Annotated in this window: 14 protein-coding genes; 6 read left to right on the forward strand and 8 right to left on the reverse strand. The window is 51.9% G+C overall.

Annotated elements, in window-relative coordinates; all coding sequences use genetic code 11:
- Nucleotides 1-147 precede the first annotated feature (147 nt).
- Nucleotides 148-3585, forward strand: coding sequence for a TonB-dependent receptor (locus H7846_RS08060; protein ID WP_186695939.1), 3438 nt, complete (start codon nt 148-150; stop codon nt 3583-3585).
- Between the two features lie 178 nt (nt 3586-3763).
- Nucleotides 3764-5908 (forward strand): hypothetical protein, encoded by a 2145-nt coding sequence (locus H7846_RS08065; RefSeq protein ID WP_186695940.1) that lies wholly within the window; start codon nt 3764-3766, stop codon nt 5906-5908.
- Here the strand turns inward: H7846_RS08065 and H7846_RS08070 are convergent.
- The gene (locus H7846_RS08070; protein WP_186695941.1) at nt 5865-6560 is read right to left on the reverse strand and encodes a GntR family transcriptional regulator; all 696 of its coding nucleotides are present in this window, start codon (nt 6558-6560) and stop codon (nt 5865-5867) included. The two genes, H7846_RS08065 and H7846_RS08070, sit on opposite strands and share 44 nt — an antisense overlap.
- A gap of 300 nt (nt 6561-6860) precedes the next feature.
- On the opposite strand from H7846_RS08070, the gene H7846_RS08075 reads away from it, so the two are divergent.
- The 4 genes from H7846_RS08075 (at nt 6861) to H7846_RS08090 (ending at nt 11355) form a co-directional block, all read left to right on the forward strand.
- Nucleotides 6861-7628 (forward strand): SDR family NAD(P)-dependent oxidoreductase, encoded by a 768-nt coding sequence (locus H7846_RS08075; protein ID WP_186695942.1) that lies wholly within the window; start codon nt 6861-6863, stop codon nt 7626-7628.
- Between the two features lie 8 nt (nt 7629-7636).
- A complete protein-coding gene (locus H7846_RS08080) occupies nt 7637-8857 on the forward strand; it encodes an enolase C-terminal domain-like protein (RefSeq protein ID WP_186695943.1) in 1221 nt (406 codons plus the stop codon).
- Nucleotides 8854-9852: an L-rhamnose/proton symporter RhaT gene (locus H7846_RS08085; RefSeq protein ID WP_186695944.1), complete on the forward strand. Its 999-nt coding sequence runs from the start codon at nt 8854-8856 to the stop codon at nt 9850-9852. The genes H7846_RS08080 and H7846_RS08085 overlap by 4 nt, the downstream gene beginning before the upstream one ends.
- A 147-nt stretch (nt 9853-9999) precedes the next feature.
- The gene (locus H7846_RS08090) at nt 10000-11355 is read left to right on the forward strand and encodes an alpha-L-fucosidase (protein WP_186695945.1); all 1356 of its coding nucleotides are present in this window, start codon (nt 10000-10002) and stop codon (nt 11353-11355) included.
- A gap of 71 nt (nt 11356-11426) precedes the next feature.
- Here H7846_RS08090 and H7846_RS08095 read toward each other — a convergent pair whose 3' ends face one another.
- The 7 genes from H7846_RS08095 to H7846_RS08125 form a co-directional block, all read right to left on the reverse strand.
- Nucleotides 11427-12905 (reverse strand): hypothetical protein, encoded by a 1479-nt coding sequence (locus tag H7846_RS08095; protein ID WP_186695946.1) that lies wholly within the window; start codon nt 12903-12905, stop codon nt 11427-11429.
- Between the two features lie 28 nt (nt 12906-12933).
- The gene (locus H7846_RS08100; protein WP_186695947.1) at nt 12934-14499 is read right to left on the reverse strand and encodes a hypothetical protein; all 1566 of its coding nucleotides are present in this window, start codon (nt 14497-14499) and stop codon (nt 12934-12936) included.
- An 88-nt stretch (nt 14500-14587) separates the two neighbouring features.
- Nucleotides 14588-17848: a TonB-dependent receptor gene (locus H7846_RS08105; RefSeq protein ID WP_186695948.1), complete on the reverse strand. Its 3261-nt coding sequence runs from the start codon at nt 17846-17848 to the stop codon at nt 14588-14590.
- A gap of 369 nt (nt 17849-18217) precedes the next feature.
- Nucleotides 18218-19699: a hypothetical protein gene (locus tag H7846_RS08110; RefSeq protein WP_186695949.1), complete on the reverse strand. Its 1482-nt coding sequence runs from the start codon at nt 19697-19699 to the stop codon at nt 18218-18220.
- A 549-nt stretch (nt 19700-20248) separates the two neighbouring features.
- Nucleotides 20249-21313, reverse strand: a complete 1065-nt coding sequence (locus tag H7846_RS08115) for a LacI family DNA-binding transcriptional regulator (RefSeq protein WP_186695950.1) — start codon at nt 21311-21313, stop codon at nt 20249-20251.
- A 33-nt stretch (nt 21314-21346) separates the two neighbouring features.
- Nucleotides 21347-22927 (reverse strand): glycoside hydrolase family 27 protein, encoded by a 1581-nt coding sequence (locus H7846_RS08120; protein WP_255460940.1) that lies wholly within the window; start codon nt 22925-22927, stop codon nt 21347-21349.
- A gap of 1287 nt (nt 22928-24214) precedes the next feature.
- A complete protein-coding gene (locus H7846_RS08125) occupies nt 24215-24448 on the reverse strand; it encodes a hypothetical protein (RefSeq protein ID WP_186695951.1) in 234 nt (77 codons plus the stop codon).
- Nucleotides 24449-24471 lie beyond the last annotated feature (23 nt).

Raw genomic sequence — 24471 nt, forward strand, 5'->3', positions numbered from 1 at the left:
ATCGCCTAAATGGTTGCTAGAGATCGAAATAAGCAAAAAAGAAAATTAATACGATCTTTTTATTGAATTTAGATCATTTTAAAGATACAGTTCTCCTGTTTGGGGAGGGCCGTCGACCTCCCGAGGTCTGTGGAGGAGGCAAGGAAGATGAAATTTGGAACGATTGTCCGAATAAAGGCGAAGATACGGTTCCTTACGATGTGGGCCATCCCCTGTGTCATGATCGGTGGGCTGCCGCATAGTATGCGAGCGCAGACAGCGAATGCGTCACTTTCAGGACGCATTACGGACGCGACGGGAGCGGTGATTCCCGATGCAGATATTGTTCTGATACAAACTTCGACTCATGTCACGAGCGCAACGAAATCGAATCACGAAGGTTTGTACACCTTTCCTTCTGTTAAGCCTGGCGAATATTCCATGTCGGTCAAGAAGACTGGTTTTGGAGACGCGACAATCAAAGGTCTATCGCTCAGTGTGCAGGGAAATGTGTTGCGGGACGTCACGCTCGCGGCAGGATCGACCACGGAAACGATTACCGTCAATTCCGAAACGGAAGATCTGGTGCAAAAGACGAGTTCCGAACTCGGAACCGTAATCGATCAAAAGACCATCCATCAATTACCGCTCAACGGAAGGAACTTCACCCAACTGCTTACGCTTACACCTGGCGCAACTCCGATCAGTACCTCCCAGAGCGCTGGGGTTGGCGTGAACGATCTGGCTGTTCTTAGTGTACCGACGGCGAGTGTGGCACAGCCATCGATCCAAGGACAAACCAACCGTTCCAATCTGTATCTGCTGGATGGTGTGGTTAACACCGAGATGACGGGCAGCGTTTATGTTATCCCTCCGATTGTTGATGCGATGCAGGAGTTCAAAGTGCAATCTCACGACGACAAGGCTGAGTATGGAAGTGTACTCGGTGGAGTCATCAATGTAGTTACAAGAAGCGGAACCAATTCACTTCACGGCGCTGCGTGGGAATTTGTAAGAAACAATATCTTCGATGCTCGAGACACCTTCCGTGATCAGGACAGAACGGGGCCGTCTGCTTTTCGCCAGAATCAGTTTGGAGCCACTGTGGGTGGGCCGGTACTTCTGCCCAAGGTTTACGATGGACGGAACCGCACGTTTTTCTTCTTCGGGTATGAAGGATGGCGCTATCGGCAAGCAGCGCAGGCGCGATATCGTGTACCCACGGACGCGGAACTTGCGGGTGACTTTTCGCACTCGATCCTGCCGAACAATATTTACGATCCTGTGACAACCAGCGGTAGTGCGGCGACCGGCTATACACGCATGGCTTTTCCAGACAATGTCATTCCTGCAAGCAGAATCAACTCGGTGAGCGCTGGCTTCATTAAGGCATACTATGCGCGCCCCAACCTCACCGGAGACCCTCTCTATAATGCAATCGTGACTCGTTCCAACTCGAATGATTCCGATCATTATATGGTTCGGCTGGATGAGCAACTGGGAAGTAAGAACGCCATCTTTTTTCGTTACGACCGGCTCAATGTGACGAACTTATCTCCTGCCACCATTAGCTTGAGCACTGGAGCGTCCGTGCCCGCACAGAATCTGGGGGTGGGATGGACTGGAGTATTAACCAGTAAATTGTTGGCCGATGTCCGATTCGGAATCAGCAAGAGGCCGTTTTCACGATTCCAGCAAGACAGTGCGGGGCTTGGTCCCATGCAGGGCCTTGGTTTTACCAGCGTCGGAGGGACGGTATTCAACCTTGCGACTCCCTATTCCAATGGGGGGATGCAGATCGCGAATACTATTGAGAGTCCCGTGCAGAACTGGTCTCCTAGTCTCACCTGGGTCGCTGGCAATCACAACCTAAAGTTTGGCATGCAATACATCAAGCAGGGAAATGATTCCAATAGCCCTGCATATGGTGGATATACCTTTGCGAATGACCAGACAGGAGATCCACAACAAGTGGGGACAACTGGAAACTCGCTTGCATCTGCTTTGTTAGGCCTTCCATCTCAGATCAACAATACAACCACAGTAAGCAACAGCAATCGTGTCTCGACCTATTCCTTCTACGCGCAGGATGTTTGGGCTTTTGCTAAGCGAGTGACGATAACCTATGGCCTTCGCTTTGATCATCGCAGACCATTTTCTCCATCTGGTTCGACGATGGTGAATGGACTTACCGTGGATGGCTTATGGTGGATCGGTGCGGACAAGCTGCCACCCCCGTGCAGTCAAACGGGTCAGAGTCCGTGTATCCCCGGTGACGGAACGCTTGGTTCGATTCCAAATGGCGACAAGATCCTTCTATCGCCTTACGGTCGGGCCTGGGGGCCAGTTCCGAGATGGGACGATTTCGGGCCTCGCGTTGGTATCGCCTGGCGTATCACAGACAAGATTGTGCTTCGTGGTGGGTATGGTATCGTTTACGACCCGATCATGGGTTTTGAACAAGACTGGAAGGGGTTTGCTGGATCATGGCCAGCCACCGGTTCGGTGACTGCCTCAGTGGCGATTAATCAAGTGGGGGCATCTGCCACGCCGATCCAAGACACATTTAGTTCAATCGGTAAGGCTCTGCCTGATCCCAATCCTTGGAATACCGTGACATGGTTTATGGACCCCAAAATTCGTGATCCGCGGTCGCAGCAATATAACGTCACGTTGGAACACGAAATTGCTCCGAACTTGGCCCTGTCCGTTGGTTATGTAGGGAGTCACTCTGATCGGATGAGTGTGACAGGAATTTTCAACACGGCTCAGACATCTGGTCCTGGAACGCCCGCGCAAGTGGATGCACGTAAGCCTTTTCCATGGGTTACGGCCACTCCTTTCATGAGCACTGACCGGGGATCTGCAGATTACAATGCGCTGCAAGTAAAACTGGATCGGAGGTTTGCCAATGGCCTTCAATATCTTGTGTCTTATACGTTCTCGAAATCGATTGATGAAGGTGGTAGTGGGCTCTTCGATGTGGAGAATGGGCCGGGAGGCAGCTCTGCTCTGCAGAACTATTACGATCTTCGCAACAGCAGAAGCGTTTCGTCCTATGACGTCCCGCACTTTTTTTCTATGGCCGGCTTATACGAGCTTCCATTCGGACGTGACAAGAAATTATTGAATCATGGGATCGCGAGTTATGTTCTTGGGAACTGGCAGTTGAATGGCGTAGCCCAGGTTCGCTCCGGTCAACCGTATAATCTGAGCGTCTCTGGGGATGTTGCAAATATTGGAACGTCATTTTCCTGGTGGAACTATGCGAGACCCAATCAGATTAGTAACCCAAAGCCGGAGCATCCAACTCCACTGAAGTGGTTCGATCCTGCGGCGTTTGCAGTTCCTGTCAACTCCTATGGAAACTTCAGCCGAAACTCACTACGAACATCTCATGTCGCAACTGCGGATGCTTCATTATTCAAGAGCTTCCCGTTCAAAGACCAGCTCGCACTTAATTTCAGGGCCGAGATTTTCAACATCTTCAACATCCAGAACTATGGAGCTCCCAATACAACGATCGGTGATCCCGGCGCTGGGCGGATAACCTCAAACGTATTACCGCCACGGCAGATTCAGTTGGGTCTACACCTTAATTTCTAACGCGATCAATGTCTCTTTGACAGGCAATTGATGGTTTCGATTGCCTGTCATTTGTTTTCAGACTGACAGAAGGAACAGGTTCGTAGCGATGAGCAGATCGAAGATCCGGAGAAGAGTGCAACCCAAGACAATATTTAGTAGGCGTCAGTTTTGCGGGGCAGGTGCTTCGGTACTTGCCATGGCATTTCTTCCGTCTCGTTCACTTGCTTCCATCCACGAAACGAAGCGCGCCGGAGTGTTGGGTATTCCGACACTCGATGAGCTAGAAACGGGATGGCTCGACTGCGATCAATTGGCACATATGCCTTCACTTCATAATTTTCATGAGATGGCCGCCTGCGCGCCAGATCTGATCGGCGTGAATTTTTTACCCGGAGGACAACTCTACAGGGATTCCGGGCCTCGCTGGTATATCTATAACACCCTGCCCCTCTGTCGCATGTCGGTCGACGGCACAGAGCATGACAGTAAGAGTTGTAAGTGGTTCGCCTATCAATCGGTGAGGCGTACTCAGACTCCGGACCTCGAGATCGTAACGACGAACCGTCTTGTTATGGAGGACTCTGCCATCTTATGGCGAGTCAAGTTTAAGAATACGAGCGGAATAAGGAAGACCATACGCGTCAAAATCGATACGAAGGGCGCCCGCAGGGATGCCAGCGGTGGAGTGCAGTTAATCGCTCGATCGCGGGAATTCGCGATGAATGCGATCTACCAATTTTTCGATTCCCCGATGGCCGGGACGAGCGATTCCTATGTGGAATGGGAGTTGAACCTCCTTCCAGAACAGGATCATGAAATTCGTTTCTGCATGAGAGCGAGTGCTGAAGACGCAGAATCTCAACATCTGTCGCCCATATTATGGTTCGAGTCGGAGTGGATTCGTGCCAAGAAGGTATGGGAGGATCGCTGGAACAGTGCTTTTACCCCGGGGAACAACTTCTTTTCGGGGAATGCTCCTACACTAGTCACGAGCGATGCTGCGATTCATGAAATCTATTATCGAAGCGTGTTGACTCTTCTGGTCCTACTCCGTACCAACCTTTGGAGTGACAGAACCTTTATTACAAGTGGGGAACGAGCCAAAGGTGTGGTCTATTACTGGGACACCTCACTCTTTTCGACTTTATTCGCCATGCTTGAACCCAAGCAGATGAAAGAGCAAATCAAGCTCTTCCTCGAACAGGATCCGCACGAGGATGCCGTTATCGTGTTCAAAACTCGACGCCCTCCCTCGCCCGAGCGAATTACTAGTCCTAAAGGGTGGGACCTTCGAGGATACGCAGCGAATGATCTCTCTATCTTTCGCTTGACATGGTCGTACTTGTCCGTAACACAAGATGAAAAATTCCTGGATGAGAAGATAGCCGATCAGACAGTAAAGAAGCGACTGGAGGTCTTGGCAACGGATTGGAAGAAACTGGTGCGTGAGCCATCCGACAGGCTCGCGGACTATGGAGAGGCCCCCAATCTTTTAGAGTGTGTTCCTACTTATATCAATAAAGTGCCTTCCTTCAATGCTGCAAACGTTTGGATGATGCGCGAGTATGCCGACATTGTCGATTTATCGGGTAGTCATGGGGAAGCGAATGAACTTCGCAGGGAAGCAGAAGACATTGCCCTGGCAGTAATGACTCTATATGTGCCGGGCCAAGGTGTATGGGCAAGTCTGCATCGGGATGGTAAGCGGGTTGAGATGAGGCATTGCTATGATTTCGCTACGGTTGGCAGGTTTATGGCCGCAGATCTGCCGCCTACAGTGCGTCAGGAGATGGTTGAGTTTGTTCAAAGGGAACTGCTTGCCGAGAAATGGATGCGTGCCCAATCGATGTTGGATGTGGCAGTAGCCAACTCCGATCGTCCCGATCACGGCCCGATGGGCGCCTATGATGCGTGGCCAGCAGTTACCGTTGATGCGATGTGCACTCTCGGATACTGGAAGGACGCGGTTCCTTTCCTGCGGCGGACCAGAATGGCAATCTACGAGGGTGTTTACGCACAGGCGCATGAATTCTATGGGCCACGGCGGCGGGAATACGATGCCCCGGTTCGGATTGCGCAGCGAGAAGGTTGCATGCGGGAATGTACTGGAGGTGGTGCATTTGCCGAGACAATTATCAACACGCTCTTCGGATTCATCCCGAAGCTAGGGAATCCCTTGAAGCTATTCGAGCCCCATACTCCTCGAGGGTTTGTGGGAGAACTATGTCATGTGCGTTTTGGAAATGACCAATTTGGGATTCGGTCCGACAGCTCGGGGTTGCACTTGCGAAAAGAGACTAACGCCAGATCTGGTTCGCATGGTCGGCAAAGCGAAGAATAGCATTTCGAACCGTCAACTCGGCGATCGAGGCTTCTCCTTCTGCTATAGCACGTACCATGGCGCGGTGTCGTTCGAGGTCCGGTTTCCAAGCTGTTGCTAGCGTTGCGTTTCCTCCTAGACGCATCGAGACAAAGGCAAAGAGCGGTACCAAGAGCATGCGCGCATGCTGAGATAGGACTTCATTGCCGGTAAGTTCACAAAGTTGCAAATGGAATCTAAGATCGGCTTCGAGCAGAGCCGTCAAATCCTTGCTTTTAATGGATTTCGCCATATTGGCGATTGCATGTTCCAGGGCAGAGAGATCCTGACCGGACTGGGTGAGGATACGGGCAGCCATTCCTTCGAGCGCAGCCCGAACTTCATAGATTTGGGCCACTTTCTCGGGAGAATATGAGCTAACGCGCGCACTGCGTCCAGAATTTTTGGTTGCAAAACCTTCGGAGATAAGAATGTTGATGGCTTCACGGACAGAGGTTTGAGCAACACCAAACTTACTCGCCCAGAATTTTTCAATGATGCGAGAACCCTGGGGTAAGTTGCCACGAACAATTTCGTTTTTAAGTTGTTCCGCAAGGGACGATTTGATCAGGAGAGGTGGGCTGGCAATAGTTTTTTTTGATGCTTTCATTCGATACCGGCGAGTCGTTGTCAAAGAAGGACTCCTCTTCGCAGAAATCCTCTTGCATGGCGTTGATGCTAGCACAGAACCCCTGGATGGCCTGGATGGTCGTCCGATGAGAGATAGGCTTGCTTCGTTAATTCGGACGTCGTTCTTGTTCGTTTTATTTTCTTTTTCGAAAGTCACTCTCTTTGTATAAGAGCGCTCATAATCCTATCCTTCCCCGGAGAGTTCTCATTTAGTCAGTGATAATCTATCTAGCCTTCTCGTGCGGGAATTCTGTATAGACACGTTTGAGCGCTCAAATGTATAGTTCTATTCGGAGTCTATGAAGTGTCTGGAAGCTTATCTGGCAAGTGTGTCGTGGTGACTGGTGGAGCTCAGGGGATTGGCTTGGAATGTGCGCGGGCCTATGTTCGAGAGGGTGCTCAAGTTGCGATTTTGGATTTGTCGATCGAGCAAGGAGAGCGGGCTGCGGTCATGCTCGGTCCTGTTGCCCTGTTCGTGCACTGTGACATATCCAGTTCTTCATCCGTAGAAAAAGCGGTGTCTGTCGTGCTCGCTGCATTGGGCAAAGTCGATGCGCTCCACAACAACGCTGGAGTCGCAATGCCGTCAAAGCCGTTGCACGAGACTGACGAGGCAGAATGGGACCGACTCTTCGGGGTGAATCTGAAATCTGTCCTTTGGACTACGAGGTACTTTTATAAAGAGCTGCTCTCTACGCGCGGCACGATTCTGAACACCGCAAGTATGGTCGGCCTCATCGGTCAGGCGAATCATGCAGCATATGTTGCAACCAAAGGTGCTTTGATTTCTTTGACCAAAGCGATGGCATTGGACTATGCGGCAGATGGAATTCGGGTCAATGCTATTTGTCCTGCAGGGGTGTGGACTCCGATGCTTCGGCAATGGGCCGCAGAGCAGGAGAACGAGGCTGACATTGCCTCCTACCTTGATCGCATCCATCCTCTAGGAAGTTGCCCGGAAGGTGATGTTATCGCGGATGCAGCTGTCTTTTTGCTTTCAGATGCTGCCCGGTTTATTACTGGCTGTGCGCTGCCCGTCAGTGGCGGAGCTGAACTTGGCTATCGACTTTAGGAGAGACGATGCAGATCAAAACAATTTTCGCGGAAGATCGTCGATTTCCGTTGGAACCGGGTGCAGGTTCGGATGCAGTTCATTCCAATCCAGTCTATTCCTTCGCGGTTACGCAACTGACGCTCGATACTGGTGTAACGGGAACTGGAATTGTACTTACGATGGGCCGCGGGAATGAACTTGTGTGCAATGCGATAGGTCTTCTGAGCCTTCAATTGGTGGGTAGAGATATCGAAGAGCTGATGTCAGATTTTGGCCTGACATTTCGGCTGCTGGCAGATGATCCGCAGCTTCGCTGGTTGGGACCCCACAAAGGGGTAGTTCATCTCGCCCTTGCATCGATTACGAACGCTTGTTTTGACGCCTGGGCCAAAGCAAGGCAGGTTCCGCTTTGGAAACTTCTTCTCTCTCTTTCTCCAGATGAGATCGTGGCGTTATTGGACCTCAGTTACCTGGAGGATGTGTTGGATACGCGTCGAGCCACAGAACTGTTGACGACTCAGATGTCTTCTCGTTCGGAACGAGAAGACGTACTTGCGGCGGGCTATCCGGGCTACGATACGAGCGTTGGGTGGTATCAATACAGTTCGATGCAAATGGAGGACCGAGTTAGACGTAGCGTCGACGCGGGTTTCAACGCCTTTAAATTGAAGGTAGGTGGGTCGCTGGAGCATGATCTCGTCCGCGCACGAGGGTTGCGAAAAGTTGTTGGAGATCAAGCAACGCTTATGTTTGATGCAAATCAGCAGTGGAGCTATCCCCAGGCTTTGATCGCATGCAAAGAACTTGCAACCCTCAATCCACTTTGGATCGAAGAGCCCACGCATCCGGACGACGTGTTTGCCCACAAGTCTCTAGCGAATGCTGCTGCTCCCATTGCATTAGCTCTGGGGGAGCATGTGCCGAATCGAGTGATCTTTAAGAATTTCCTGCAGGCGGAGTGTGCCAAGTTTCTGCAGCCTGATTGCACTCGCCTTGGAGGCGTGAGCGAATTCCTTACCGTAAGCTTGCTGGCAAGAATATTTGGTGTGCCCGTGGTGCCTCATGTGGGAGATATGGGACAGATCCATCAACATCTTGTCCTTTTCAATCATGTTGCTTTGGGACACCCGAAGACATTTCTCGAATACATTCCTCATTTGAGCACGCACTTTGTCCATCCAGCAGTGGTCAAGGACGGCCGATACCAAACTCCCCAGGAAGCCGGAAGCAGTAGCGACCTCGTATGACAGCGAACATGGTTGGAATTGCATTGGCACTGTTTGGAGGCATAGTCGTCGGCAATTGTATGTCGCCGATCAAACGCATTAAGGTTTGGCCATGGGAGTGTACGTGGCTTGTTTTTAGTTTCGTGTCATTGCTTCTGGTTCCGGTGTCGTTGTGCTTTTACGCTGTGCCAGGTTGGCCCGCGCTCTACTGGGGATTGACTGCCCGTGACTTGTACCCTTCCTTTGCATTCGGTTTCGGTTGGGGAGTAGCGCAGGTACTTTTTGGCATCGCCATCCGACGGCTCGGAATGGCACTGGGATTCACCGTGGTTGTTGGACTGGGTACTGTCTTCGGCACCCTGATTCCGTTCTTGGCGCATCGGCAAGGTAGCCTGTTCGCCGGAAGAGGGCTCATGCTGGTGTGCGGCTGCGCGTTGATGACGCTTGGGGTGGGATTATCGGGTTGGGCCGGGCAAATGAGGGATTTCAGGAAGCATGAATCTTCCGCGGCGAACTATCTGTCGGGATTCATCATTGCTACGATCTCGGGTGTATTGTCTTCAATGCTCAATTTGTCCCTTTCCTTTGGTGGAGGGATCAGTGAGGCGGCTGTGAAGCGAGGTGCCCACTCTGCAGTCGCGGTTGTTGCCATTTGGCCCATTGCTCTCGCAGGAGGACTCATCCCCAATTTCTTTTACTCGTTCTGGCTGCTTATTCGGAATCGCAGCTGGAACAACTTCAGAAAGCCAGTTCCGGATGGGCTCTGGAGCGGATTGATGGGCTTCTTGTGGATCTCCGCGGTTGTACTCTACGGACTGGCAACTTATCAGTTGGGGCCGCTCGGGGACTCCGCAGGTTGGGCGATCTACCAGATCACCATGGTGCTAACAGCGTGCATGGCCGGTGTAATCGCTGGCGAGTGGAAGAATGCTTCGCGACCATCCGTGACAGCCTTTCTCGTTAGTATCCTCCCGCTGCTGACGGCGACTGTCATCCTCGCGAAAGCGACGAAATAAGCAGCCTTCTCTCTCTGTAAGTTCTTCGCGCTTTCTCCTAATTCAATTCCAGCTGACTATAGTGAGCGCTTAAACATCTAGATTACATTTAGACAAAAATAAAAATATTTGACAATAATTCGATATTACATCTAGTGTTAGGTGATTATGAGCGCTCAAACTGCTTCGAGGCGTCACTTTCTCAAACTGGGTTCTGCGGCCGGGGTTCTCTCCATGTTGCCGCGATTTGCAGTCGCAAACGATCTCGATAATCCTCATACGGCATGGTTTCGCAAAGCAAAGTTTGGCATGTTTATCCATTGGGGACCATATTCTCTGGCTAGCGTCGAAGCGTCGTGGCCCATCATGCGGCCGTCTGGGAAATGGAATATCAGCGAAGCGGAATATCGTTCTCTTTGGAAGCGATTTAATCCCACCAAGTATGATCCAGATCACTTTATCGATCTAGCGCGCAGCGCCGGTCAGCAATACATGGTCTTCACAACGAAGCACCATGATGGTTTCTGCATGTTTGATTCTGATTACACGGATTACAAGATTACAAAGACGCCGTATGGCAAAGACATCGTTGGCATGCTTGCAGATGCTTGTAAGAGGCGCGAGATGCCGCTCGGCTTTTACTATTCGCCACCGGACCTCACGCATCCAGGATTTCGTGACACGTCCAAGTTAGCAAAAGAGAACTGGAATGGGGAACCCAATCGTCCAGAATGGTCGTCCTACCTCAACTACATGGAACTGCAACTCACGGAGTTATTGACGCGATACGGAGATTGCAAGATCATCTGGTTCGACGGCCTGAATCATCAGCAGAAATACGATGGCCAAAGGTTTCTTAGGCTCATTCATACCCTTCAACCCAAGACCTTGGTTAATGATCGCATTGGGGTGCGCGGCGACTTCGTAACCCCGGAACAGTTTATCCCAAAGGCGATTCCTACAAAGGACGTGGAGGTGCGTGGGGCCGATCCCAGTATTGCTTTTCATCAAGGAGTACCCCAGGCAAGCGAGTTCCAGCTTTGGGAAACTTGCATGACGATCAATAAGACCTGGGCATACAACGCGAATGACCGCGACTTCAAATCCACACAAGAGTTAATTCGTGCCCTCATTGAGGTGGCGAGTCGAGGTGGAAACTTCCTCTTGAACATTGGGCCGCAACCAGATGGCCTTGTGCAGCCAGAATTTCAAGAACGACTTCGGGGTATCGGAGACTGGTTAGAAATCAATGGAGAGTCAATTTTCGATACAATCTATGGACCGATCCAAAATGTGGCAGGAATAAGAACGACCTCTGGTCGTGATCATGTCTATGTGCATCTTTTTGATCCACCCAACGGATCGCTCGTTCTCCCGGATTTTGCGCGGAAAGTGGCGTCTGTACGGTTATTGGCCACAAGTCAACTGGTACGGTTTTCGCAGACTGAACAAGAAGTAACGATTCAAATTGTCGATCTACCGCGGACTTCGAGTGTGAATGTACTGGCACTTAGACTGATTTAGAATTCTCCTTCGCTGAAGGGGATACTTCCTGCCGAACTGCGATTAATGTCTCTCGCCTCTTATGCAGGTATTCATCTGGAGGTGATAGCGCAGATCGGATCACTTTCGACCAAAATTGTGGCCCCAGGGGCAACGGCTATATCTGTCCAACTGATTGGGAGGCCTTCTGAGGTTATCGTGTGATGCGCAGGCGATCTTTTCCCATCAACTTTCAAATATGCAAGATTTCCTGGGAACTGAGCTCGCCAACGAAGGAGTGGCCCGGAATTGTTCTTCAAAGATGTGCTTGAGGTTCCCTTGTGAGTTACATCGATTTGATTCTTTTTGATGGATAGAGATGTGAGCGTTGCACTATCGGTATTCTCCGGCAGTCTCGAGAATGTGCTAAGGTCGAATCTTTCAGAGGGGGTGCCGGGTATCACGCCCATGACTCCACTGACGATGGCTTCAATGACTGCATAAGACACCTCCGGGTATTCTCTCCGCTGTTTGTGCGGGGCGCTGAGGTCGGTCAGCACTTGGTAAGCGGTTTGGTTTCTTCCATAGCGGAAAAGAATAAGAGGAAGGTAGCTCTCCTCCTCAATGTTGATCTGACTCCAATAGGAAGGTGAGGAGAGGTAGCCGAGTGCACCGCGAATATGTGCTGGGTCTTTGGCTGCCGCAAAATACAGTACAAGTGCGTCGCCGGAGCCGTACCCGCTAAGGTCTTTGCGGATAGTGCCAAGATAGTGTGCATCATGTTCTGACCAAGCTACTCGCTCCAGCAGCGACTGGACGGCGTCGGCGTCTTCCCGCATCTTCTTCACAAGAGATGTATTTTTTACGTTGATTTCCTGAAAGGAGTTCAGCGCGCGGTACTCGGCCGCCAAAAGATCGGCGCCGAAGATAAAATCGTGCGTGCCCTCGGAATAGCTAGGGATGCCCCTTGCCTGAACGAAACGGCCTTCTGCCTGTCGGCGATTCGCGATGCGTGGCCGATGAAGAATCGTCTTTGGGGCGAGCTGCCAGGCCTTGATGTAGCTGCTGGTCGTGATGCGAAAGAAGCGTTGAAAGGCGGGGTCGTAGCGATAGCTGTCGTCTCCGGTCCAGCGCCACATACGGGTGCTGGCGTCTAGGACGTCGAAGTTTGCGGGTAGATTGAACCAGAAATTAGTATCGGAGATATAGTCGGCGGCGGAGGGGCGGCCTTCGCCGTCGATCTCCCAGTAGGCCGCCCAGTCGCGCGATTCCACTGCGGATTGAGCAAAGCGGCGGAGCATGTTTTTGTTTGCGGTGTAGAGACCGAGCGCAGCCGCACCCCCTGTCTGGTGAGAGACATCGCGCATGCAGAAGGCATTGCGGCCGGGAAGTGCTGCTTCGTACCACGGCCCGATTGTCGTCACCCCTGTTCGGCTGTATTCCAATGCCTGGCTCTTCGCCCACGCGAAGGATTGTGCTAGAGATGGAACCGATGAGGTGAAGCCAAGTGGTGAAGTGGCTGCCTGCTGTTGCGCCGGGGCGAGGTGGACTGCGGCGAGAGATACCAACAAAACAAATGGAAGCTTCTTCACTTGCACCCTTTCTTTCACGCAACGATTGTTAGCGAAGAATCATAACGAGTCCAGGCGATGAGATGTCGCCCTTCGTTGCGGAGTGCAACCCAAAGTCGCGCAGATTTGTCTCGCTCAAATGAAGGCTGCGTCCATCGATGCGCACGAGATGGGTTACATCAAATGCTTCGTTGGAAGCAAGGTCCTGGGTAAAAACACGTTTTCCTGCGAGCGGACGATCAAAGATGAGACTGAGCGAGGCAAAGATACCAAAGATGCCGTACGGCCCTGGCGCATCTCCGACGTGTAGCTCGACATTTGCAAGAGGCATGTACCAGCCGTGACCGGGGCGGGTCCGTTCCTGTACGCCGATCGCGACTGCTCCACTTGGGAACTTCGCTGCAAAGACGAAAGGCTTCTCGCCCCTTGATGTGACCTTGGGTAGAGCGAGGTTGCGTGCGATGCAGGCTGGTGCTCCTTGATGGACCAGATTGCCGACGAGGCTGCTATCCCAGGTCTGTCCGAGCTCGAAGTTCCAGCTATCAATCAGAATTTCAGTGCTGACCTGGACGCTTCCCGAGCCTGCAGCAAAAGGGCGAGCGATACGCTGCCAGCGCAGGGCGCGAACCACTTCGTCCATACGGCGTTTGGCTTGTCGCGAACCATTGAAGAATAGGTCGACATCTGCACCCGGTCGCAATCCGTAGAGAGGGTGGCGCATGACGCCCATGGTGCACCCCATGACCGCAGCGACATAGACTTCATCTTCCACGTTGAGAAGAGTAGATAGATTGGAATGTCCTTGTGCACCTTTCAGCATTTCGGCGAGACGGTCGAGTGTCGTAGGAAGGGAAAGAATAGAGGTCACGTCATAAGTTCGATACACGTCAGTATTGGCCAAAATCTCTTGCCGGCGTGTTCCCCAGCTCTGTGTGCCGAATCTTCCACCGTCATGCCAATCGCCATTGAGCGGAGGTTCTCCGTGAACATGTTCAAACTGAAGCGGAGAGCGATTCTTTCTGCGCAGATCAACCAGATGGAATTCTGGATCGCCGATGTCGACTTTCCAATAGCGAATCTCCGCATCGAGGCTGATCGCCTCCAAATGTTCGTCCTGCGGACCTCCTGGTGTGTTGCGGCACCAGAGTGCAGCCCCACGCCAGTTAGCCGCCCGAATAGCTTTGTTCAGCATCGAGAGCCGTTCAGCTGGAGACCCAGGGAAAGACGGAAATTTCGTAGCATCGAGCTCGAAGGTTGCTGTCCCACCGGATTCCCATCCATCGTCCAGCAGGAGGTAAAGATCTTCTCGTACGCTAGGGAAAAAGTCATGGGCCCAGCCTTGCTTTCCCAGCAGAACTCTCTCGTTCATTGCTTGGTGAGCGAGTCGACTACCAGAATCTCCCTCGAGGATTTCCGGAGATACGTCCTTTAGGTGGTGCCCGTACATATAGTTCTGAATGGCCCAGGTACACCAGTAGTTTGGTGTTCCACTTGGTTTTGCGGGAACCAGGTTCTCCCCAGTCCTGAGATTAGATGCTGCCGGAGCCGACAGATCACTGAGACCAGTCGCTAGTGCAGTCGCAGCTCCTTTGAGGACAAACTTCCTCCGATTCACAATAGCCCTTTCCCTGATTCTTTTTTGCGAACGTATTGCGGAGAGCGCGCTGTGGATGGATGCAACCGCAGCGCGCTCTGTCGTTGTGCTAAAAGGTGAAGTGAGCCCCAATCTGCAGCTGGCGCGGATTTCCTCTTGCACTGCCGATCTGACCAAAGTTGGAGTGCCCGAGGTTTGTGTCCGGATTGGAATAGTACGGCGTATTTGTGAGATTAAAGGCATCCAGTTGTACGCTAATCTTCATCGATTCGTGGATAGTTTCGGATTTCGACAAAGACAGATCCGCGTTGTGGAAGCCGGGGCCGTGGACCTTTCCTGAACCTGAATTGCCCAGTTGGAGTGCTGCCGGTGTCGTGAAGCAGCTTGTATCGAACCATTTTGAAATCGCGCCGATCGTTCGAACAGAATTGCACGTAACATTTGCGCGATTGCTCACTCCGCTGCCGAGGTTGTCGTAGGCTGCTGTGAAAGCAAGAGGGCTGCCGGACTGCAGCTTCGTGATGGTACTAAATTGCCATCCTCCGAAAAGTACCTCTGCCGGACGTGGGGCTGAGGTAAGCCAGCGCTGACCGGGGCCAAACGGCAATTGATAGATGAGACTGGCGATGAAGTTCTGCGGAATGTTAGGAGCCTGGTTTCTGCCTTCACCCCGGTTGTAGCGATCGTCGAGTGGCCACCAGACGCTCATATCGTCGATCTCTTTTGACCAGGTGTAGTTCACACGCCCGACCAGCGAGTGAGAGATGTTAACCTTCGTCTCAGCTTGCAACGCATGATAGATAGAGGAACCATCGGCGGCAGCGTAGTCCATGTTGGTCGCGTACTGCTGTCCGGCTGAGTTGAAGTACCTGTAGGGAAGGCGCGAGTTATAGGGCGTATTTCCTGGCGGCGGGGTGTTGATGTTGTAACGCCGGAAGAGATGCACTCCACGGGTACCGACATAGGTGATGCTGAAGGCGAGCGAATCGGTGACTTTTTGTTGTACACCAACGTTCCATGCATAAGCCACGTCGGGTTGCATCTTTTTCGTCATAATGCTGACGGTGACCCCTGGCGGAGGTGCGACGGATGCTGTGGTTGAGGTGGGAACATACTGCGGCAGGCCAACCACGCTGAGAGGTTGTAGAGGCACGTTGCGTTGCTGGGCAGGGCTATTGAAGACTTCAAAGAAGGGGAAGTTGCGCTCGAGAAACCCTCCCATTGCGCCAAAGTTTCCAGGGAAGTGGGTGATACCAAAGGCGCCGCTTACAGTGGTTCCGCCACTGGTGGGGGAGTAGGCAAAGCCAACGCGCGGCGAGTAGCCGCCATAATAATTGTCCACGTTGGGCGCGCGGTTGCCATCTTTGGCAAAGTCAAGAACGCCAGTGGCGAGATTGAAGTTGGACTGACGGTTGTTTTTGTCAATGGCCGCTGTAATCAGGTCCCAGCGTAGCGCAAGGTTTACTGTAAGGGTGCGGTTGACACGGTACTGGTCTCCCGCATAAATACCTAGCAGGTTGGCTCGGGTAGCAGGTTTGGTCGCGACGAAACCGCGGTCGAGGCTAGAAGGGAGGCCGAGTAGGAAACTCGCAAACTGGTTGCCTCCGATTGGAGTTGTACAGCTTGGATCCAGGGTGCAACTGCTGGTGTAGTCGGAGATGTAGTTGAAATCTCCGTTCTTGTTCGCGTCTGAGTTGGTGAGTGAAGCCTGCAACCGCCGGTAGTCCTCGCCGAAGGTTACCGTGTGCTGACCCCAGACCTTGGTTAGATTATCGGTGATCTGGTAGGAGTTGGAGATACGTTGTGAGTTTGTCCAGCCTTGAGAGCCGGTCGACGCGATGTTTCCGATGCTGAAGTTGCCTATCCCCGTCGCCCCGAAAATTGCGCTGTTTCCGTTCGGAATGCCGAGTGCTGTATTTTCGTTGGTGCCAAGGTCGTTGCCGAAGTCCTGTGTATAAAAACGATTGAAGCCAAAGCGCAACTCGTTGAGCATCGTCGGCGAGAAGGTATGGTTATAGCCAAGAGCAGCGTTGTGATTCCGGCTCTTGGCATTGACGTCACCAATCTGAATAAATGGTGTTCCTGGCGAGGGAGCCGAAAGATCGCGCTGTTGGTAGGACTCACGACCGAAGATGCGGTCGCCATTGCCGAACTGATAGTCCAACTTGGCATCGAACTGATGGCTCTTGTCGGGTTCGACGGTGTTGGCTTTGTAGTTGTTGCTGGTGCTGGTTTGGTCGGTTGCTGCGGGCCATATCTTGTTTCCCGACACCATATTGGCCGACACAGGATCGAAACGGTTGGTAGGAATTTGCCACGCGGGTCCCTGCGGAGTGTTGACGGTGGGAAAGGGAGCTTTTGTCAACGGATCGTAGATTGGAGAAGGGAACTGGCTCTTCAAGAATGTGCCCTGCGTCATCAGCGTTGTAGGAACGGTAAGAATATAGCTGATGCCATTGCTGAGGAGAAGCCCCTGATAGTCGACGAAGAAGAACGCTTTGTTGCGCAGGATGGGGCCGCCGAACGATCCGCCGAACTGGTTGGCTCGATATGGAGCCTTACTCGTTGCACGCCACTGATAGGCGTTGAGTGCATCGTCGCGAAAGAACTCATAGGCGGAGCCGTGAAAATTGTTCGTGCCGGACTTGATGAACGCGTTGACCTGTGCTCCACCATAAGTCCCAACGGTGATGTCCGCGTTATTTGTCGAGATCTTAACCTCATGGATGGAATCGAGCGGTGGCGTGACATTAATGAAGGCGTTGAGCATTTCCATGTTGTTTACGCCATCCAGGGTGTAGGTCGTGCCGCCCCAAGGCATTCCGTTGACGCTCGCTGTAATTGGCCCGGATGCTCCGGCGCCGGCGGCAGCCTCAGGCGCACTGCCGAAGCCAGCCTGCACGGAGCCGGGAACGGTCTGCACCAGCTGCGAAAAGACCCGGCCGTTCAGAGGCAGGTTCGTAACCTCATGAGCATCCAGCACCTCGCCTAGAGACGAACTCGTGCTGTCGATGAGCGGGTTGGTGGCAGTTACCGTGACGGATTGGTTTGTTGTTCCGACCTGGAGGGTGAAAGGGACGATTGTGGCGTTATCCACCGTAACGATATTGCCCTTTGAGATGACGGTCTGCATTCCGGCCGCCTCAATCTGGATTCGATAATTTCCAGGTGGTAAATTGTTGACTCGATATTCACCTCGCGAATCGGCGGTCCCTGAGAAACTTATCCCAGTGTCCTCGCTTGTGACCGTTACTTTCACGTTGTTGACCGCTGCGCCCGTCGAATCCAGAACCGTCCCGACGATGCGCCCGCTGACACCTTGAGCAAGCACCTGGGACGCAGTCAAGATGAGAAAAAGCGCCAACGTCATCCAGCCGGCTGCTGGCAAGTTTATGAATCTAATCCACTTATATCTTCTAGTTTCTTGCGATTGCATCTTCCCGCCTCCCCTGATCTTTCGAATGCATCAGCATTTCAAAAACACTTGCCACGCTAGAATGCGAAGCGACCAGAGACTAGTTACCCGGGGATACCACAAGGCGACATAAGATATTTTTCTAGTTATTTCAATACGTTTCACGGATGTTACATGGTGCGTTACAAGCCCTGGGGAGACTTGTTGTGCTTCACCAACGGAATGGCGACAGGCTAAATCTGCAAGTTGTTTGGTAAAGTGCGTCCGGCCGGAGGATCTGAAAAGTTCGAAAAAGGCGTCAGGTTATGAATTGAACCAAACGGCCTAGTTTGCCCGGGGGGGCATTTGCGGGTTTCCCATGTTGGCTGCCTGAACCCGGTGAACGGAAATCAGATCCGCACCGAGGACTTGATATCCTTTAGCAAGGCGTACGTGAACGAGGGCTTGAAAAGGGGTAAGGTCTTTTTTCCCTTTATCTCCAGGATCGCTTAGGGCCTTACTTAGGCGTTCAATGCCGTACTTCGAGGTCACAAACATCGCGGCCCCCTCAGTACCTTTAGTGTCGAGCCCGCCGATGATGGCAATCGAGCGGCCAGGTGTGACACCTGGTGCAATTGTGACGATACCGAAGTCTGCTGTAAGAGCCTTGGTGTTGGCATCGCGTTCTGTGTGATATGACGAGGCCTCGCCGTCCCGCGGGTGAGCGTTCAATATCTGGGCGCGCCATTGTTCATGATGTTGGTCTGGATTGCTGTAACTGAAATCGCCTGCGGTGAGTAGCTGCTCGACAGCGGGATTCTGAAAGGATGAGCCGAGCAGAATGACGTTGTGTTGGTTGAGATCATTCGGGCCCACATCCCGGCTCGATTTGATAATCGGTTTCAAACCCATGTGGCCAAAGAGCGACGCCAGCATGGCAACGGACTCCAATTCACCGGTTCCGGTATATCCATTTTCGTAATACAGTTGCCCGGCTTTTGCTACGATTTCAGGGTTCGACGCAAACTGGCGCGCCACGTGAGGGTCTACGAGCGCTCCGCGGCTATCGATCGCGCCATGACGAAATCGGAACAGGTCATTCGAGTCATCCAGGAGAAAGACGGCATCCGGGTAAGCAATCACAGGAGAGGTATCGTTACCAAGAAAACGTCGCCAGAAGGCTTCGACCAGGCCATCATCGACGGGCCCGGTATTGAGGGCGTTGGCTTCGCCTGTATGCAGCTTCATTGCAATTTGATGGATTGCCAGCCAATAACCGAAGGACATCATAAGAGTAGCTAAGGCGAGAAGTTCGCCGATGGTGCTCCAGCGCAGTTTTGTTCGAGAGACGCTCTTTGTGCCGGCTGCTGCGTCGATAGGTGCGGTTTCCAGTGAGTCAGTATCCGCGATAGACCCGGATTTGCCTGTAGATAAGTCGCCCCGATGGGAAAGCGAAACCGCCATTACCTCGAAAGTGGGCACGTAGTGGCCCTTCGGAAACTGAATCAGAATGGGATCTCGGCTGCCTTCGTCATCGTAGTACTCCTTAAGTTTGACCCTGAGACGGTGGCTTTGCACCCTGACGATTGGGTCTACTTTCGGGTCGAAATCGGGTTTACGACCCAGCGCCTCGACGCCGATGGTGTATTCCTTCAGACTCTCTGCTGAGCCACCGATGGTTTTATCTGTCAGGAACTGAAGCAGTAGTTGAAGTGTGGCAGCGTTGCGAAAGGTGGCGGACTGGACGACACGCCGAACCTGATCTCTGTATTCCTCAACCGACGTCTCGCTTACATGTGAATGCGCGAACGTGCTGGCGTTTTCCAATTCGCCCCTCAAGTAATTCCTGAATGAGAAAAATCCTAGCAGTTCATTAAGAATTTGATCAACGTGGACGCTGCGGGTTGCTCGTGGGGTGCACACTAGGCAAAGGTGTTGGAGACGGAGTCCGATTGATGCTCTATCAATATGGTGCATCAGGAAGAAGCAAAGATCGCATACTCAGTTCGCCGCTATCGTCTGTTGCTGCAGTGGAGTTGCGTGCTCCGCCTGGAAAATGATAGCCAGTCAATGGGCGATTCTGCGAATCTCTCTCGATCTGGAGAAGAAACTCTTTATATCCTTAGCTGCCACAGCCGCATAGTAGTGGGTGGTGAAGTACCTGTAAATGTCTGTATTGACTCTGCGCGCCTAGCGTGACAGGTTGGAAGTCAAGCTACTACCGCACTTGAGCTATGTATCAAAATTGAAATAAGTACTTAAATTGAAAATGTATCCGGAAATTTGCATATCTTGTCCGTCTACTAGAAAAGCGAATTATGCATGGATGATTTGGGTTGTTCGGATTCTATCAATCCCTCCGCGGTCACGCTGAGTTCAGTTTTTGTTCTGTGCAGATCGAACTCCAACGGTATGTTTTGTTGATTGCGATTCCCCCGATGGTTTTGGTGGAGGGGCAGTAGAACGGCGAGCGATCAACTCTGTAGCGATGATGTGGTTTGCAGTTCGCTTTCGTGACCCAGGAATGGCGTCGTAAAGCGCCATGAATGCTCTTAAGGCAATCTCAACACGCGAGACGCGAATGGTCGTGAGCGGCGGCTGCATGAGGCCGCTTAGTTGAATATCATCGAATCCTATCAGGGATAGTTCAGATGGAACTTGAACACCACGTGTGTACGCCGCATCGAGAGCTCCGATCGCTGTGAGATCGTTAGAACACATCACGGCGGTAGGAGGGGAGGGAAGATCAAGTAACTCATTCATGGCGGCCTGGCCACCATCGACTCCATGATTTCCAGTGCGGATGTACTCACGCCGAAGCGTAATGTTTTGCCGTTTAAGTGAGGAAATGAATGCGTTCCGTCGTGTCACGGCTGACTTCAAGGTTGGCGGACCCTGGATCAAAGCAATGCGCTCGTGCCCAAGCTGCAAGAGATGGTCGATCGCAAGAGCGATGCCATGTTCGTAGTCGATTGTGATATTGCTGATGTTGCGACCAACCTTACCAGTATCCAGAAACACCAAGGGAATATCGCGACGGCTGAGTATCTGGATCAGCTTGGGCTCCATCTCAGAGGTCATGATCGCGACTCCATCGACCTTGTGTTCCAGTAGTCGTCGTACGCATTGCTCCATGCGCTTCAGATCGTAGTCGGTATCAACGACCAGAGTTTCGTAGTCGTACTCAAGCGCATGTCTTTCGAAGAGCTTTACTAGATCGGGAAAGAAGGGGTTAGTGATATCCGAAATAATCAGGCCATAAGTATAGCTTTTACCTGAGCTGAGTATGCGAGCATAGGTATTCGGAAAGTACCCGAGCTGCTTTGCCGCTTTATGTACGCGGTGTTCTGTCTGTGGATCGACTGGTGCCGATCGCGTAAATACACGAGATACTGTAGCGGAGGAAACCCCAGCCGCCTTCGCTACCTGGCGGATATTCATTCCTTCAGTTCCTCCGCTCCAGCATTCTTCGCACTACCTTCTCACCCGGAGCAGTACCACTCCGTGACGCGGTACTGAAGATGCAAAATGATTGCCAGTTGCGCTGACGTCTTCGTGCTTCCAAAGGTCGTGGATATGCAGTTTCTTCCCCGTAAAGGAAGGGTCGATACTCGCCAGGTTGATTGTTTCGGGAACCGCCTGTTCTCCACGATTGAAGATGCCAACAATGATGGAGCCATCGCCCATCTTTCTTGTAAGAACTTCAATGTTTCCATCCTTAGAGAATTCTTCCGTCGGCAACGCGGCGGAATCCTGATCAATTGCAATGACCTCTGCATTCATCAGAATGGACTTCGTTTCATCTGACATATTGCGCAGGTCGTTACCAGCGATCAGGGGAGCTGAAAGCATCGACCAAAGACTCATATGGGTTCTATATTCATCGGCATTCATTCCCCCATTACCGATCTCAAGCATATCCGGATCGTTCCAGTGACCAGACCGAGTGTAGGAAGCGATAGCAAGTTGCGAAAAACCTATTCTATCCATTGACTCCCAAGTGTCGCGTATGTCCCCTGTTGTTCTCCATAAGTTGCCTCCGGTCTTCGCGCCCCACTTCCAGGGAGCGTTTTCGCCATATTGGCAGAGACTGAAAACGATGGGGTGTTTCGTGGATTGAAGCGCAACCCCCATCTTCTGGTAGAGACCACGATGATTCTGTTCTGAGGAAGGATAGATATTGCGTGCGCTACATAAGTCATATTTAAGGTAGTCGATTCCCCAAGCCGCATATGTCTTTGCATCCTGCGCCTCATGACCGAAGCTGCCGGTATAGCCAGCACAGGTCTTGGGTCCAGGTGAAGAATAGATGCCGAGCTTGAGACCTTTGGAGTGAACATAGTCAGCGAGTGCCTTCATGTCAGGGAACTTTGTGTTGGTGAGGATGTTGCCATCTTTGTCGCGCCCTGCTTCCCAGGTGTCGTCGATGTTGATGTAGATGTAGCCAAGCTTGTTCATGCCGCTGCTGACCATGGCATCGGCCATCTCGCGAACGTCTTTGTCGGTGATCTTACCCGCGAATTTATTCCAACTGTTCCATCCCATCGGTGGTGTGCGGACCAGGCCGTTATCAGGGACATCAATGAGATGAGGGAGAGGCAAGGGAGCCGGGGGCATGGCAGCTTCGTGCGTCGTGCGTTCAGCATCGCCAGTCATTGCCTGTCCACGGAACCCGATGGACGTAAGGGTGATTTTCCCGTCATGGAAAGTGCCATCATAAACAACAGGACGACGGGCAAAACCTCCAGGAGAGCCTGCCGGAACTGGTGGCGGTACGGTAGCAATATGCACCGTGGTGCCTTTGATGCTTCCTTCTATCGGGATTCCGTCCGGGGCGCGACCAAGCCATTTACCGGTGAGTGTCTCACCGTGCTGTTCCAACTGGAAGAAGATTTCGCGATAGGTTCCATCTCCATTGGGAGCACGCAGATTCCAGTAGCCGGTCAGGTCACCTTGTGCAAATGCAGGCAGACTGAACGCTATGAGTGCAATAGCGTTCAGGCGCAATAAAGTAAACCGTTTAGAAACCATTTTGCAAGTATTTGAAACCTGCATGAGATATCCCTCTCCTTGTAGGAAACGATGGCGCACCCCTGATTTTCAGGGAGTATCTTCGCGAGCAATGTAACCGATTTCATGTGATTTGTGCAAGACATGTCCACGAAATCGTGAAGTATCGGGTAGGGGGAATTATCCTCAAAATAAATCATTGCAGTGGAGGGAACTACGACGGATCGTATGCTTACTCTCGTCAAGCTTTCGGTTTCCTTCTGGATGCGAAAGCACGGCTTCCAAACCATTCTGGATGATGAGGTATTTAGCGTGTTAGAGATTCTGATTTTTTAGTCCGGAGTGGTGATATTCGGCTAAAGCTTGCAAAATCTCCTGCAGATGCGGTTCAATCGAGTTATTGCGAAAGCTTCTCTCCATTTTGTTGCTGGTTGCCTTCAGTTTTCTAGTTGCTGCGCCGCTTTTCGCCGGAACAGCAGAGAGAGAAGCTCGTCTTCCTGCATGCTGCCGTAAAAACGGAAAGCACCATTGCATGATGGGGGCGGAAAGCGGTCAGCAGCTTGCGCACGCAGGGCCGTATCTTACGGCCCCCGTTGAAAAGTGCCCTTACTATCCAAAAGCTGTAAAGGCATTGCGCTCTTCTGACTTATATACGGTCACGACCGCGGAAGCAGTCTTTGCTTCGCTGGTAAGTCATCCTGCACGCAAAGCCCAAACGGATGCAAAATGTCGTATCTCGCGTGATCGCTCCCGACTAAAGCGCGGCCCCCCAACATCTTTCTTCTTGTAGATCGCTCAGTTTTCCGCTGATTAATGCAGCGCGGAGGCTGACCGACTTTATTGCGCTCCATGGTCCCTTTGATGCAAGATCTGTAACTGTCAGAAGGCCTCTGCTCCTTAGGCAGCAGTTCTCTATCTCGGCGGTTTCTGTCTAGATCTTCCATCCGAAGGACGACAGTCATTGAGACGCGACTTGGACCTCAGATGATGAATCACGCTTCTGTGAAACCAGATCCTAGATGGAAGAGATGCGACGTATTGAGAAAAGCTTGAAGGAGAAGACATGGTGCGTAAGCATCATTATGCTTCTTGTTTTTTCCTTTTCGTTGCAGTTTCTATCACTGATATTTTCTCATCTTCCAGCCGAGGCATCGCTTCCAGCCTGTTGCCGAACGCACGGAAAGCATCACTGTGTGATGAACAAGGATTTGTTCGCACCTAGCCAAGGTCCCCACTCCCCTGAAATTGTTCAAGTCCGAGAGAAGTGCCCTTTTTTCGCAACAACTCTTGTGAGTTGGCATGGACACGAATTCAGATTGAATGTTGCGGATCTTATTTTTGCTGAGATCGTCTCGCATCCTGTTCTTCGGCCGCAAATAGCTGCGCTTCGTAGAATTTCATTTGACCGATCTCGTCAAAAACGTGGCCCTCCTTCGACATCTCTCCTTTAATTTTCTGAAAAGAGCCGGATGATCCGGCGCCTGTAGAGGCTTCCATGTTGTCTGTGCAAGACGAACAGAGGATCTCTGCCGAAATGTCTTTTGGAGAGGAACGATGCGTTGCCATTGGAGAAGTATATTTTTTCGCTT

Source organism: Edaphobacter sp. 4G125 (assembly GCF_014274685.1).
Classification (GTDB): domain Bacteria; phylum Acidobacteriota; class Terriglobia; order Terriglobales; family Acidobacteriaceae; genus Edaphobacter.

Coding starts and splice junctions, on each gene's coding strand:
- H7846_RS08060 (WP_186695939.1), top strand. CDS start 148: ATGAAATTTGGAACGATTGTCCGAATAAAGGCGAAGATACGGTTCCTT.
- H7846_RS08080 (WP_186695943.1), top strand. CDS start 7,637: ATGCAGATCAAAACAATTTTCGCGGAAGATCGTCGATTTCCGTTGGAA.
- H7846_RS08115 (WP_186695950.1), bottom strand. CDS start 21,313: ATGAATATCCGCCAGGTAGCGAAGGCGGCTGGGGTTTCCTCCGCTACA.
- H7846_RS08065 (WP_186695940.1), top strand. CDS start 3,764: ATGGCATTTCTTCCGTCTCGTTCACTTGCTTCCATCCACGAAACGAAG.
- H7846_RS08085 (WP_186695944.1), top strand. CDS start 8,854: ATGACAGCGAACATGGTTGGAATTGCATTGGCACTGTTTGGAGGCATA.
- H7846_RS08090 (WP_186695945.1), top strand. CDS start 10,000: ATGAGCGCTCAAACTGCTTCGAGGCGTCACTTTCTCAAACTGGGTTCT.
- H7846_RS08105 (WP_186695948.1), bottom strand. CDS start 17,848: ATGACGTTGGCGCTTTTTCTCATCTTGACTGCGTCCCAGGTGCTTGCT.
- H7846_RS08120 (WP_255460940.1), bottom strand. CDS start 22,927: ATGCAGGTTTCAAATACTTGCAAAATGGTTTCTAAACGGTTTACTTTA.
- H7846_RS08125 (WP_186695951.1), bottom strand. CDS start 24,448: ATGGCAACGCATCGTTCCTCTCCAAAAGACATTTCGGCAGAGATCCTC.